This is a genomic window from Bacillus sp. FSL R9-9834 (assembly GCF_038006905.1).
Lineage (GTDB): Bacteria > Bacillota > Bacilli > Bacillales > Bacillaceae_G > Bacillus_A > Bacillus_A pacificus.
Genome location: NZ_JBBOWD010000001.1, coordinates 3,665,477 through 3,677,938, shown reverse-complemented (window position 1 = coordinate 3,677,938; position 12,462 = coordinate 3,665,477). Strand labels below are relative to the sequence as shown.

The following is a 12,462-nucleotide window of genomic DNA, read 5'->3' as shown; positions in this document are numbered from 1 at the left end:
GCGGGGGAACGCGGTCGTCTTTTTTATATAAATTCAATGTAAAGTTCCATCAATATTAAAGAAAATCATATGACGATCCCCTTGCTAGCAACTATTTAGCGTTTTCCACAACTTCATACCCTCTCACAAACAATAGCGTCATATAAGAAACAATAAATGAGAAGATGCTATACATGCCAACCCAAAAGAAAAACTTCGGAGTAAAGGCGATAACACCTATTATTAAAAAACTAGCAAACGTTACAATCGGCATGACGTAATACGTTTTTGTCTTGCAGGTTCCAACAATAGAAATGATAAAGATAAGTAATGGACAAATTAATAAGACGAAAATCAATTCATTCATAGCTATGTCCCCTTTTCTAATGGAAGTAATCTGTTTCTCGTAAACGTTTTGAAATAATTACTCTCCTAATATAATTTCGCTAAGTAATAACGAATCCCTCTTGAAAACTGATAATTCATGATGAATTTTACAAGCAAAAAGCGTAAGCAAAAGAAAACTTGCTTACGCTATAGAATAAACATCGCAACGATCGTGGTGACAATTAAGCCAATCCCAACTGGTAAAAAGTTTCGACGTGCAAGTTCAAATGGATCGACTTTACAAATCGCAGCGGCAGGAATAAGTGCCCAAGGAATTAACGTCCCGCCCCCGGTCCATATAGCTGCAATTTGCCCGAGGGCTGTTAATGTAGCTGTTCCATGGCCAAGTGCTGTTCCGAAAAGATTGGCAATGGAACCAGCAAGTGATATACCAGAAAAGCCAGATCCATCTAAGCCGGTAATGACACCAACGATAGTTAATGTCCCTGCCGATACATATTGATTTAAAGGAACAGTTTGAGACAAAGCGATTCCTAAGTCGTTAATGATTCCGTGTGAACCTTTCGGTAAATAGTCTCCGATAATTTTTACAAAACCGCTATCTCCTAAATAAAAGAGTGCAGCAATTGGAATAACTGGACCAAAGATTTTAAAGCCAAATTGGAGCCCTTCTATAAAATAATCGGTCGTTTTATTTAGTCCATTTCCTTTGTAAGCGATGAGAGAAATGATGATAATCATAATAACAGTGGTCCCACCGATAAGTGCAGTTGCGTCGCTTCCTTGTAGTTTAAATTGAATCATGCAAAGGATATCGATGGCATATATGATCGGAATACAAATAGCGAGCCATTTTTTTGTCTGAGGAGATAATGAAGTGAGCGTTTTAGAAGACGCAGTTGATGGAATAGATTCTTGTATAGAAGATAATCCTGTATGAAATTCTTTTCGTAAGAAGAAAAATGCGACGGAAGTTGTCACAATGCCCATAACAATTACGAGAGGAACACTGGCAGAAACAACGCTAGAAACAGGAAGACCAGCAGCGTCCGCTGTTAATTTTGGTGCGCCTTGAATAACGAAGTCACCAGATAAGGCGATGCCGTGTCCGAATAAGTTCATAGCGATGGCAACTCCAATTGGCGGAAGGCCAACGCGTACAGCGACGGGTAATAAAATAGCCCCCATTAAGGCGACAGCTGGAGAAGGCCAAAAGAAGAAAGAAATTGTCATCATTAAAAGGCCGATAATCCAGTAGGCGAGGGTAGGGGTACGAATCATCTTTGTAAATGGTGAAATCATCGTATCATTTATGCCGGTATGAACGAGTAGATTGCTCATTGATACGATAATGGAAATGATTAATATAGTTGGTAAAAGTTCAGTAATAGCGTAAATGAAACTTTGAAAAATACCGCTAATGGCAAGAGGGATAGAACTTGTAGCTGTTAATGCTAATAAAAAGATAAAAACGATACAAATAATCGTCGTATCCTTTCGGAAAATAAAAAAGGTAATAATGGTGAGTAAACAAATAACATAGAGAGCGTGTAATAGCGTTAATTCAACTCCCATAACATTCACATCCTTTAGGCATTCGTGTAGTTTATTGTATGAAAGCGGTGAAAGTATGTGAGTATAGGAAAAAGAAAAAGTAAAATTTCATGTACTGTAATGGTAAGAATAAAAAATAGATGTTACAATACAATTAATCCTAAAAATGGAATTAAAGGAGGGCTTATGCACAAAAAAATTGGGTATTATGGTGTGCTCGTTTGTTTGCTATTATCAGTTATTTCAGGACAATTTCTTAACAGTGCATGGGTGCCAGTTATATTATGTATAGGGGTGTTGGTTTTTGCTCCTATGTATCGCTGGGACGAGTGGAAAGCATACAGCCGAAAAAAGAAAATTATTTTCAGCATCGAGTTTGTTATTATAATTAGCACGATTCCATTTTTGTTACTGAAGGGAAATGAAATAATAGATGGGATTGTAATGTTTCAAGGCTGGTTATTTATTGCAAAATTACTATATTTAATGTGTGTTTTAATAGTGATAGCGCTAGTCGCTAAAAAAGTAAATGAAAAGTTATTTGCTAATGAATAAAAAAAGTGCCACCTTATTCGGTGGCACTTTCTCATTTTATTGAATGAGCTTTTTGCATCTTTTTAATTAAACGAATTTGTCCGCGATGATTGATTTCATCTTCAAATACGTGAAACCACCTAAAATAGTTATTTGCTTGTTTGTCATACCAAAAGTCTGTCGTTTTAAACAGCCATTCATCAGGTAACGATTGGAATGTTTCAATTGTTTTGGAACGTACTTCTTGTAATGTATCAATATAAAATTCTATAGAGTTTCCTTTTATTTTCTCACGTCCAAGAGCTTCTAACTCGAGGCCAGGTAACCATCTTTCTAGTTCGGCCTCCGTTGGTTCGCGGTCTTCAAAAGTATGAATCTGGTAATAAAATTCAACAGCAGCCATGTGATATAATAGCATGCCGATTGAATTTGCTTCCTCATTATATAAATAATCAAGTTCTTCCATTGTTAAATCTTCCACCTCTTGCATTGTTGTATAGCGAGCGTAATTCATCATGGAAACTAGTTTGGAAAATTCAGGATGTAAACCATCGATTTTATCTATTACAAAGTTCAATTACAATTCCCCCTCTTTAAACGAATACTCCAGAGAAGGCATTCTATGTGCAGAGAAAAAATCCTGTTGAAAATTTCAAAATATTAACAAGGGATTACAATTAGTTCTCTATTTGATTTTGTAATAACTTCATATCCGTCTTTTGTAATGACAATATCATCTTCAATTCTACAACCGCCCCAGTTAGGTATGTAAATACCTGGTTCAACTGTAACGACCATACCCTCTTCTAAAGTAGCCTTACTTTCTTGGGATAGGCGGAGAGGTTCATGAATTTCTAATCCAAGACCATGACCAGTAGAATGTCCAAAATATTGACCGTATCCATGCTCAGTAATGTAGTTTCTCGTTATATCATCGATACGTTTTGCAGTTTCTCCAGGTTTAATCGCTTCAGTCCCGCGTTTTAATGCTTCTCGTACAATATTGTATATCTTTTTAAATTCTTCTGATGGTTCCCCGATTGCTACAGTACGTGTTATATCGGAACAGTATCCGTCGTAAAGTGCACCGAAATCTAATGTAACGATGTCGCTCCGCTCGATTATTTTATTTGATGCAACGCCATGAGGAAGAGAAGAACGAACACCAGAAGCTACAATAATTTGAAATGATGAAGATGTAGCTCCTTTTTTTCGCATGAAAAATTCTAACTCATCTCGTACATCATTTTCACTTATTCCCGGTTTTAGAAACGTAAGAATGTGGTGAAATGCTTCGTCCGCAATATGAGCTGCAATTTTCATTGTTTCTATTTCAGGCGTGTCTTTAATGATACGAATACTTTCGATAATTTCGCACACTTGAATCATTTCCGTATGTACGTATTTTTGCAAGTTTTTATATTGTTGCAATGTCATGTTGTTTTCTTCAATTCCAAGTTTTTGAATGTTTAATTTCGATACTTGATGTGCAATCTCTTTTTCTAAATTTCCTTTATGCATAACAATTTCAGCATCTTGTATTTGTGATTTTGCTTGATCTACATAGCGGAAATCTGTTATGAAAACAGCTTGATCCGCAGAGATTAAGACGACGCCAGCACTACCTGTAAAGCCTGTTGCATATTGACGATTTTCTTTTTTTGTAATAAGTAACCCGTCAATTCCATACTTATGTAGTTGTTTTTGGATATTAGTTATTCTTATATTCATTTTAATGCCTCCTTTTTATATTTAATAAAGCAAAAATTGTGCCAATATACTTATTGACAATAAAAGAGAAGAGGGAGTTTTGTGTCAAAAAAACTAGACAAATATAAAATGAGGATGTAAAAAATTTATACAGTAATGTAAACTTGCATATTATAATCTTTCAATTCTAATATTATATTTTTTGTATAAATAAATGGTGATAATTGGTATAATAAGAGGTCGTTATGTGTTCTTGTAGATAAAGGTGCGTAACGAATAAATAGGAATAAGGAATGTGAGTATATGAAGAAATTAAGTAAAGTCATGTCATTTTGCTTCGCTGCTAGTATGCTAGTTGTAACAGGGTGTGAAAAAAGTGAAATCAAAGCTCAAGCAAATGAAACGATTGAACAGCTTGATGAAGCGCCAGAAGTGACAGAAAAAGAAGCGAAAAAGATTGTAAGAAAGAGTGTAGATGCAATAGCAAATGCATTTAGTGAGATGGAAAAAGAAAATGGATGGAGTCGAAATAATCCTGGAGATTTGGCGACAGCGAAAAAAGGAGTTAAGGGATTAGTTACAGAAAAATTTGTAGAGAACCAGCTTCCTAATTCGCTTGAAACATTTAATAGATCTAGAGAGACAGATATGTTGCCATTCCCTATTAATATTGAACCAGAAATGAGATTAACGTATACACAGAAAGATAAAAATTTAACGATTGAAACGATTATACCTTCAAATGATATGGGAAATGAAGCAGAGATATGGGAATTTATTTTCGTTTATAAAGATGGAAAATGGTTAATGGATAAATGGTCATCGCATACACCGAGAGATTTAAAACTTACGAAGGAAGAAGCTAGTGAGTTTCTGAAAATTCGAGGCTTTAAGAATGTCGATTTTGTTAAAGAAGAAAACAGTGGTGACAAAAAATATATTTTTAAAGAAAATACTAGATCAATAGCTGTGGATGCAAAAACATCGGTTATTACATATAATTTAGATGAGCAAAAGCAGGAAAAAGAAGCGAAAGAAAATAGTAGTCAAGAACACGAAAACATTAAGGAAAATAACATGAGTACGCATGCTACTTCTAAAGAAGAGAAGCAGACTAAAAAAGAAACTTCGTCAGCAGTAGGTAAAAGTAAGGTTTTAAATGAGTTAGCGGCTCTAGAAAACCAAGAAAAACATACAAATGTCATGTCAACAAATGACATAGTAAATGAAATAGAAGGAAATTATGAACTGTGGGATAATAAACTAAATGAAATTTACAGTACATTAAAAAATACGATGTCCCCTGATGCATTTCAGTCATTAAAAACGAAACAAATTGCGTGGGTTAAAGAAAAGGAAAGTAAGGTTAAAGCAATTGGTACTGATACAAATAACGGGACGATGAGACGTATAGATGCTTCAGAAGAGAAATACAAGATGACAAAAGAAAGATGTTATGAATTAGTGAATGGGTATATGAACTAGTTGGAACGAATATAAAAATGCGTTGCTTATGAGCAACGCATTTTTATATTTAAGCTTTTAATTTCATTACAGTATCAGCATCCGGTGTAACATATACGGTTTGCTGATTGTCGTACGTAACAAAACCAAGTTTTGCACCACTCGGTTTTTTCACATGGCGTATTTTGGTGAAATCAACAGGTACAGAACTAGACTCTTTTGCTTTACTGTAATAAGCAGCAATTTTGGCAGCTTCTAGTAAAGTTTCTTCAGCAGGTTCTAAAGAACGAATGACAACGTGAGAACCAGGTATGTCTTTCGTATGTAACCAAATTTCATCACGACGGGCAAATTTCGTTGTTAAATAATCATTTTGCTTATTGTTTTTACCGACGAAAATCTCTGTGCCATCACTTGCTACATATTTATCTAATACTGGTTTAGTAGGCTTTTTCTTTCCGTTTTTCGTTTTACGATTGCGCATATAACCTTCTTCAGCTAATTCCTCACGAATTTCTTCAATATCTTTTGAAGAAGCAGCTTCCATTTGTTGAAGTAAGCTATCAAAATAAAGAATTTCTTCCTTTGTTTTTTCGATTTGTTCTTCTACAACAACAACTGAATTTTTCGCTTTTTGGTACTTTTGGAAATAGCGTTGTGCATTTTCAGATGGCGTTTTTAAAGGATCTAATGCGATCTTTACAGTTCCGCCATTTTCATCATAATAGTTAACGACTTCAATATCTTTATCGCCTTTTTTCAAAGCGTACATATTGGCTGTAAGTAGTTCGCCAAATAGTTGATATTTATCTGCTTTTCCAGCATCTTGTAATGTTTTTTCTAGTTTAATGAGTTTTTTCTCATTTTTATTTTTTTCGTTTTGCATAAAGCGCTCTAAATCATGAGCTTGTTGTTTTACACGGTCACGCTCTGCTTTTCCAAAAAAGAAACGGTCTAGCAATTCACTAACAGATGAGAATGTCTTGTCTTCTCCAGCTAAGTGCGCAAGAGGGAAAAGATAAAAGAATTCTTTCCCATTTGAAGTAGTCATTGTTGGTGAATATGTATGAGTTAATAATGGTTTTTGTATGGAGAAAAATGCGTCAGCTAATGCTTTTTCATTTACCATACCTGCTTTTTTCACTACTTCTTTTGCGAATAATGGTGATATTCCGGTAAAGGTTCCGACTAGCTGTTTATCCATGTTTCCAGATAGAAAGTCTAGCGGTCTAATAAATTCATCATTTGTTTCGATCTGAAGTGGGTTAATTTTATGTTGTGCCGGTGGTGCAATATATTCAGCTCCAGCGTATACAGTTCGATGTCGGTTTACTGCTAAGGAAACGTGTTTTAAGCTATCTAAAATATTGTTTGTTTTTGTATCTACTAAAATGATGTTACTATGTCGTCCCATAATTTCAATTACTAATGTTTTTAGCGATTCATCACCAATTTCATTTCTGCTACGAACGGTAATTTGAATAATACGCTCTAAATCAATTTGTTCAATTTTTTCAATAAATCCACCTTCTAAATGCTTACGAAGAAGCATACAGAACATTGGTGGAAGTGCAGGTGAATCATAATTTTGATTTGTTAAGTGTAAACGTGCATATGTCGGATGAGCGGAAAGAATCAGTTTTTGATTTTTTCCGTTTGCTCGAATATGTAATAAAATCTCGTATTTTGAAGGTTGGTATATCTTAGAAATTCTTCCTGTGTAAAGAGAATTTGCAATTTCATGTGTAATTGCTCTTGTAAATAATCCATCGAATGCCATAAATGAACACTCCTTTCTAACTAAAAGTTAATTATAGCATTTTTTTGGACGAGGCTGAATAAGCTTTCAATAGAGTATGTCTGGAATCAGGAGGTCGATAGCAGGATGAACTGGTATGGAATGCGTGCACATGAAGTGGAAGAAAGAACGAATACAAATGTGAAGGTTGGACTTACAGAGAAAGAAGCAGAAGGGCGAATAAAAAAATTTGGTACAAATGAACTAGATGAAGCGAAAAGGCCTTCTGCACTAATGGTATTTTTGGCGCAATTTAAAGATTTTATGGTGCTTGTTTTGTTTGGTGCAACAATCGTTTCGGCTTTTTTAGGGGAATACATTGATTCTATTGCGATTGTGGCAATTGTTATTATCAATGGTATTCTCGGATTTTTTCAAGAAAGAAAGGCTGAAAAGTCATTGGAAGCTTTAAAAGAGCTAGCCGCCCCGCAAGTAACTGTACTGCGAAATGGAAAGTGGGTAAAGGCACCGTCTAAAGCACTCGTTTTAGGTGATATTATTAAATTTTCTAGTGGCGATCGTGTTGGAGCTGATGTACGTCTTGTTGAGGCGTCGAGTTTATATATTGAAGAATCGGCTTTGACAGGAGAGTCAGTACCCGTGCAGAAGAAAGTAGAAGCATTGCAAGGGCAAGATGTTTCAATTGGTGATCAAAAAAATATGGCTTTTATGGGTACGATGATTACACGAGGGTCTGGAACAGGAGTCGTTGTAGCAACGGGTATGAATACAGCGATGGGACAAATTGCAAATATGTTACAAAATGCAGAGCAGATGGAAACACCACTGCAAAGAAGATTAGAGCAACTCGGAAAAATATTAATTATTGTGGCTCTTGTTTTGACAGCGCTTGTCGTGTTAGCTGGTGTGTATCAAGGGAATGAAGTGTATCATATGTTTTTAGCGGGTGTGTCGCTAGCTGTTGCTGCTATTCCAGAAGGATTGCCAGCAATTGTTACAGTAGCCTTATCACTTGGTGTACAGCGTATGATAAAAAAGAGAGCAATTGTAAGAAAGTTACCAGCAGTAGAAACATTAGGTTGCGCTTCTGTTATATGCTCTGATAAAACAGGAACGATGACGCAAAACAAAATGATGGTAACACATATGTGGTCAGGTGGAGAGTTGTGGAAAGTGACAGGCCAAGGATATGAACCTAATGGCTCGTTTATGAAAGGTGAAAAAGAAATTAATCCAGCTAAGACGAAATCACTTTATCAACTACTTACATTTGGTTCGTTATGCAATAACGCAAATATTATTCAAAAGAAAAAGGCGTATGTATTAGATGGAGATCCAACTGAGGGAGCGCTTGTAGCTGCAGCAATGAAAGCGGGGATAACGCGTGAGGCGCTGAAAGGGAAATTTGAAATTATCCGTGAATTTCCGTTTGATTCAACTCGAAAAATGATGAGTGTTATTGTACGAGATCGAGAGGGTAAAAAGTTTGTCGTTACGAAGGGAGCACCAGATGTCCTTCTGCAAATGAGTCAAACGATTTTATGGGGGGATAAGCAGCAACCATTAAGTGAGTTGTATAGAAAAGAAGTACAGGCGGCTATTCATAGCTTAGGTAGTCAAGCACTTCGAACAATTGCAGTTGCTTTTAAGCCTTTAAAAGTAACAGACTCAATTGAACATGAAAGAGACGTTGAAAAAGATTTTATGTTAGTTGGAATACAAGGAATGATTGATCCGCCAAGACCAGAAGTAGAGCAGGCAGTAAAAGAATGCAGAGAAGCTGGTATTCGAACGGTGATGATTACAGGTGATCATAAAGTGACTGCAATGGCGATTGCAGAACAATTAAGCATTTTACCACCAGGTGGACGCGTTGTTGAAGGGGTAGAACTCGCAACTATGGATGTAGAAGAATTAGAAAATGTTGTAGAAGATACGTATGTATTTGCTCGTGTATCACCAGAACATAAATTAAAAATTGTTAAGGCGTTGCAAAATAAAGGACATATAGTGGCGATGACAGGTGATGGAGTAAACGATGCTCCGGCTATAAAAACTGCGGATATTGGGATAGCGATGGGAATTACAGGGACAGATGTTGCAAAAGAAGCTTCTTCTCTCGTATTGCTGGACGATAATTTCGCTACGATAAAATCAGCAATTAAAGAAGGTAGAAATATATACGAGAACATACGTAAGTTTATTCGTTATTTATTAGCATCGAACGTTGGAGAAATTTTGGTCATGTTATTTGCAATGTTACTTGCACTACCGCTGCCGATGGTTCCAATTCAAATTTTATGGGTGAATTTAGTTACTGACGGTTTACCGGCGATGGCGTTAGGTTTGGATAAGGCCGAGGGAGACGTGATGAAGAGAACGCCGCGTCATCCGAAAGAAGGGGTATTTGCTAGAGGGCTTGCCTGGAAAATTATAAGTCGTGGCTTTCTAATTGGGGCAGTGACGCTAGTAGCATTTATTATTGCGTATAATCAACATCCAAATGAACTGAAATATGCACAAACTGTAGCGTTTGCAACATTGGTACTTGCTCAGCTGATTCATGTATTTGATTGCCGAAGTGAGCATTCTGTTTTCCACCGCAATCCGTTTGGAAATGTGTATTTAGTAGGAGCGGTTATCATTTCATTACTACTCATGCTAGTCGTTATATATTATCCACCGTTACAACCGATTTTTAGCACGATGCCAATACAAGCGAGAGATTGGTTGTTAATTGGAGGTTTATCGTCAATTCCGACCTTCTTATTAGTAGGCTCTTTATTAACAGGGAAAAAAGGGAAGAAGGAAAAGCCAATATTATATAAGAAGGGATTAAACTTGAAATAGTCAATGATATGAAAATGTGATATAATTTACAGAAGGTAGTAGAGCCTTGTCTCTATTACCTTTTTCATTGAGTTATTTCATGGCTTGGATGTGATAAAAAATGATTTGTAGTATGACAGGATTTGGAAGGTCGAAAGTAGAGAGTGATACTTTTCAAATTACAGTAGAAATGAAATCGGTGAACCATCGTTTTCTAGAGATGAGTATTCGACTACCGAAGCAAATGATGGTATTTGAAGACAAAATTCGTAAAATAATTGCACAGCAAGTTCGCCGTGGACGTATTGAAGTGTCTATTAGTATAGCGGGTGAAGGGCTTGTTGAAAGAAAATTAAGTGTGAATTGGTCGCTTCTTGAGCAGTACCAATCAATTATGGAAGATATAAAAGGAAAATTTCAATTACAAGATTCTATTACACTCGAGCAATTAATGGCAATGCCAGAAGTAACAGCGATTGAAGAGGTAGAAAACGTAAATGAACAATTTGAGAACAGTTTATATGAGGCTGTTCGCCAAGCTGCTCATATGTTAAAAACGATGAGAGATGGCGAAGGAGAACGATTACATAAAGATATAGCGTATCGCTTACAAGAGATTCACAATTGTGTAAATGCTATTATTCCGCATGCACCAATTGTTACACAAAAATATCGTGAACGATTAGAAAATCGCTTAAAGGAATTACATAATCAAGATCTAGATGAACAAAGATTGCTAACAGAAGTTGCAATCTTTGCTGAGCGTTGTGATATTCACGAAGAGTTAGTTCGTTTGCAAAGTCATTTAGAACAATTCCGTGAAACACTGCAGATTGAAGAGCCTGTTGGAAGGAAAATGGATTTCATCGTGCAAGAGATGCATAGAGAAATTAATACGATTGGTTCTAAGGCAAATGACTTAACAATTTCAAAATATGTTGTAGAAATGAAAAATAACCTTGAAAAAATTCGTGAACAAGTACAAAATATTGAGTAGCTTTCAAAAAATATATAAAGTTATACGTGGTGGAGAAATCGGATAGACTTACTAGGAGGCGCAAACTATGGCCATGCGGTTTTTAAATATTGGATACGGAAATATTGTATCTGCTCATCGAATTATTGCTATTGTAAGTCCGGAGTCAGCTCCTATTAAACGAACAGTACAGGAAGCACGCGAACATAATGCTTTGCTTGATGCTACGTATGGGAGAAAAACAAGGGCGGTTATTGTTATGGATGATGGGCATGTTGTATTAAGTCCAATTCAGCCAGAGACGATTGCACATCGTTTGAATAATAAAGAAGATTTAAGTGAGGAAGGGTAGGTTTTACATATTTATGAGAAGTAGAAGAGGATTGCTCATCGTTCTTTCAGGACCTTCTGGGGTTGGTAAAGGAACGGTTCGAAAAGAGCTGTTTAGTCATGAGGATACACGTTTTCAGTATTCCATTTCAGTAACGACACGTAAGCCGCGTGAAGGTGAAGTGGATGGTGTGGATTATTTCTTTAAAGAGAGAGAAGAATTTGAGGAAATGATTCGTAATGAAAAATTACTTGAGTGGGCTGAGTTCGTAGGTAATTATTACGGAACACCAATTGACTATGTTGAAAAAACATTACAAGAAGGAAAAGATGTATTCTTAGAAATTGAAGTGCAAGGAGCAATTCAAGTTAAGAAAGCTTTCCCAGAAGGTGTATTTATTTTCTTAGCACCTCCAAGTTTATCTGAACTAAAGAACCGAATTGTCGGTCGTGGTACAGAAACTGAAGATGTTATTGAAAATCGTTTAACGGTAGCGAAAGAAGAAATTGATATGATGGACGCTTACGACTACGTTGTAGAAAACGACCAAGTTGAACTAGCTTGTGAAAGAATTAAAGCAATTGTGGTTGGCGAACATTGCCGCCGCGAAAGAGTAGCAAAATATTATAAAGAAATGACGGAGGGTCTATAATTATGTTAAATCCATCAATTGATTCATTATTAACAAAAATCGATTCTAAATATACACTTGTAACAGTGGCTGCAAAACGTGCGCGCGAAATGCAACTTGCTAATAACTGTGTTGTAGAAAAACCAGTTTCTCATAAATGTGTAGGTAAAGCATTAGAAGAAATCGATATTGAAGCGTTAAGCTACGTACCAAGTGAAGATAAAGTAACTGAATAAGACTTTGTCTTCGACAATTTAAAACATAGACTTTATAATTTTCTATGTAACGGTAACAACCTATTTACAAGTAGGTTGTTATTTTTTTACGGTAGGGAAGAAATATTGATA

General features: G+C 36.0%; 12 protein-coding genes. 7 read left to right on the top strand and 5 right to left on the bottom strand.

Features of this window, described 5'->3' with window-relative positions; genetic code table 11:
• Positions 1 to 91: 91 nt before the first annotated feature.
• Together MKY00_RS18940 and MKY00_RS18935 are read right to left on the bottom strand one after the other, a co-directional pair.
• Complete coding sequence (locus tag MKY00_RS18940) at positions 92 to 346, bottom strand: YbeF family protein (RefSeq protein WP_001003925.1); 255 nt, start codon at positions 344 to 346, stop codon at positions 92 to 94.
• A gap of 167 nt (positions 347 to 513) precedes the next feature.
• Positions 514 to 1,902, bottom strand: a complete 1,389-nt coding sequence (locus MKY00_RS18935) for a membrane protein (protein ID WP_016718315.1) — start codon at positions 1,900 to 1,902, stop codon at positions 514 to 516.
• A 165-nt stretch (positions 1,903 to 2,067) separates the two neighbouring features.
• On the opposite strand from MKY00_RS18935, the gene MKY00_RS18930 reads away from it, so the two are divergent.
• A complete protein-coding gene (locus MKY00_RS18930) occupies positions 2,068 to 2,436 on the top strand; it encodes a YoqO family protein (protein WP_074585748.1) in 369 nt (122 codons plus the stop codon).
• A 31-nt stretch (positions 2,437 to 2,467) separates the two neighbouring features.
• Here MKY00_RS18930 and MKY00_RS18925 read toward each other — a convergent pair whose 3' ends face one another.
• Both MKY00_RS18925 and MKY00_RS18920 read right to left on the bottom strand, forming a co-directional pair.
• Positions 2,468 to 2,992, bottom strand: coding sequence for a DinB family protein (locus MKY00_RS18925; RefSeq protein ID WP_016718314.1), 525 nt, complete (start codon positions 2,990 to 2,992; stop codon positions 2,468 to 2,470).
• Positions 2,993 to 3,075: 83 nt separating this feature from the next.
• Positions 3,076 to 4,146 (bottom strand): M24 family metallopeptidase, encoded by a 1,071-nt coding sequence (locus MKY00_RS18920; RefSeq protein WP_001026203.1) that lies wholly within the window; start codon positions 4,144 to 4,146, stop codon positions 3,076 to 3,078.
• Positions 4,147 to 4,428: 282 nt separating this feature from the next.
• Between MKY00_RS18920 and MKY00_RS18915 the strand changes: the two genes are divergently transcribed.
• On the top strand, positions 4,429 to 5,610 hold the full coding sequence (locus tag MKY00_RS18915) for a lysozyme inhibitor LprI family protein (protein WP_073530830.1): 1,182 nt from the start codon (positions 4,429 to 4,431) through the stop codon (positions 5,608 to 5,610).
• Between the two features lie 49 nt (positions 5,611 to 5,659).
• Here the strand turns inward: MKY00_RS18915 and MKY00_RS18910 are convergent, their stop codons facing one another.
• Positions 5,660 to 7,369 carry an Rqc2 family fibronectin-binding protein gene (locus MKY00_RS18910; RefSeq protein ID WP_000863254.1) on the bottom strand — a complete coding sequence of 570 codons (1,710 nt, stop codon included), beginning with the start codon at positions 7,367 to 7,369 and terminating at the stop codon, positions 5,660 to 5,662.
• 105 nt (positions 7,370 to 7,474) lie between these two features.
• On the opposite strand from MKY00_RS18910, the gene MKY00_RS18905 reads away from it, so the two are divergent.
• The 5 genes from MKY00_RS18905 (at position 7,475) to rpoZ (ending at position 12,351) form a co-directional block, all read left to right on the top strand.
• Complete coding sequence (locus MKY00_RS18905) at positions 7,475 to 10,198, top strand: calcium-translocating P-type ATPase, SERCA-type (protein WP_001104744.1); 2,724 nt, start codon at positions 7,475 to 7,477, stop codon at positions 10,196 to 10,198.
• Positions 10,199 to 10,298: 100 nt separating this feature from the next.
• On the top strand, positions 10,299 to 11,174 hold the full coding sequence (locus MKY00_RS18900; protein WP_000564120.1) for a YicC/YloC family endoribonuclease: 876 nt from the start codon (positions 10,299 to 10,301) through the stop codon (positions 11,172 to 11,174).
• Between the two features lie 67 nt (positions 11,175 to 11,241).
• The gene (remA, locus tag MKY00_RS18895; protein ID WP_001251456.1) at positions 11,242 to 11,505 is read left to right on the top strand and encodes an extracellular matrix/biofilm regulator RemA; all 264 of its coding nucleotides are present in this window, start codon (positions 11,242 to 11,244) and stop codon (positions 11,503 to 11,505) included.
• Positions 11,506 to 11,518: 13 nt separating this feature from the next.
• Positions 11,519 to 12,136, top strand: a complete 618-nt coding sequence (gene gmk, locus MKY00_RS18890; protein WP_001257738.1) for a guanylate kinase — start codon at positions 11,519 to 11,521, stop codon at positions 12,134 to 12,136.
• A gap of 2 nt (positions 12,137 to 12,138) precedes the next feature.
• Complete coding sequence (rpoZ, locus tag MKY00_RS18885; RefSeq protein ID WP_000933969.1) at positions 12,139 to 12,351, top strand: DNA-directed RNA polymerase subunit omega; 213 nt, start codon at positions 12,139 to 12,141, stop codon at positions 12,349 to 12,351.
• Positions 12,352 to 12,462 lie beyond the last annotated feature (111 nt).

Bases quoted from the DNA above. Each gene is read 5' to 3' on its own strand.
- MKY00_RS18940 (WP_001003925.1), bottom strand. From the start codon at position 346: ATGAATGAATTGATTTTCGTCTTATTAATTTGTCCATTACTTATCTTT.
- MKY00_RS18915 (WP_073530830.1), top strand. From the start codon at position 4,429: ATGAAGAAATTAAGTAAAGTCATGTCATTTTGCTTCGCTGCTAGTATG.
- rpoZ (WP_000933969.1), top strand. From the start codon at position 12,139: ATGTTAAATCCATCAATTGATTCATTATTAACAAAAATCGATTCTAAA.
- MKY00_RS18910 (WP_000863254.1), bottom strand. From the start codon at position 7,369: ATGGCATTCGATGGATTATTTACAAGAGCAATTACACATGAAATTGCA.
- MKY00_RS18930 (WP_074585748.1), top strand. From the start codon at position 2,068: ATGCACAAAAAAATTGGGTATTATGGTGTGCTCGTTTGTTTGCTATTA.
- MKY00_RS18900 (WP_000564120.1), top strand. From the start codon at position 10,299: ATGATTTGTAGTATGACAGGATTTGGAAGGTCGAAAGTAGAGAGTGAT.
- MKY00_RS18935 (WP_016718315.1), bottom strand. From the start codon at position 1,902: ATGGGAGTTGAATTAACGCTATTACACGCTCTCTATGTTATTTGTTTA.
- remA (WP_001251456.1), top strand. From the start codon at position 11,242: ATGGCCATGCGGTTTTTAAATATTGGATACGGAAATATTGTATCTGCT.
- MKY00_RS18920 (WP_001026203.1), bottom strand. From the start codon at position 4,146: ATGAATATAAGAATAACTAATATCCAAAAACAACTACATAAGTATGGA.
- gmk (WP_001257738.1), top strand. From the start codon at position 11,519: ATGAGAAGTAGAAGAGGATTGCTCATCGTTCTTTCAGGACCTTCTGGG.
- MKY00_RS18905 (WP_001104744.1), top strand. From the start codon at position 7,475: ATGAACTGGTATGGAATGCGTGCACATGAAGTGGAAGAAAGAACGAAT.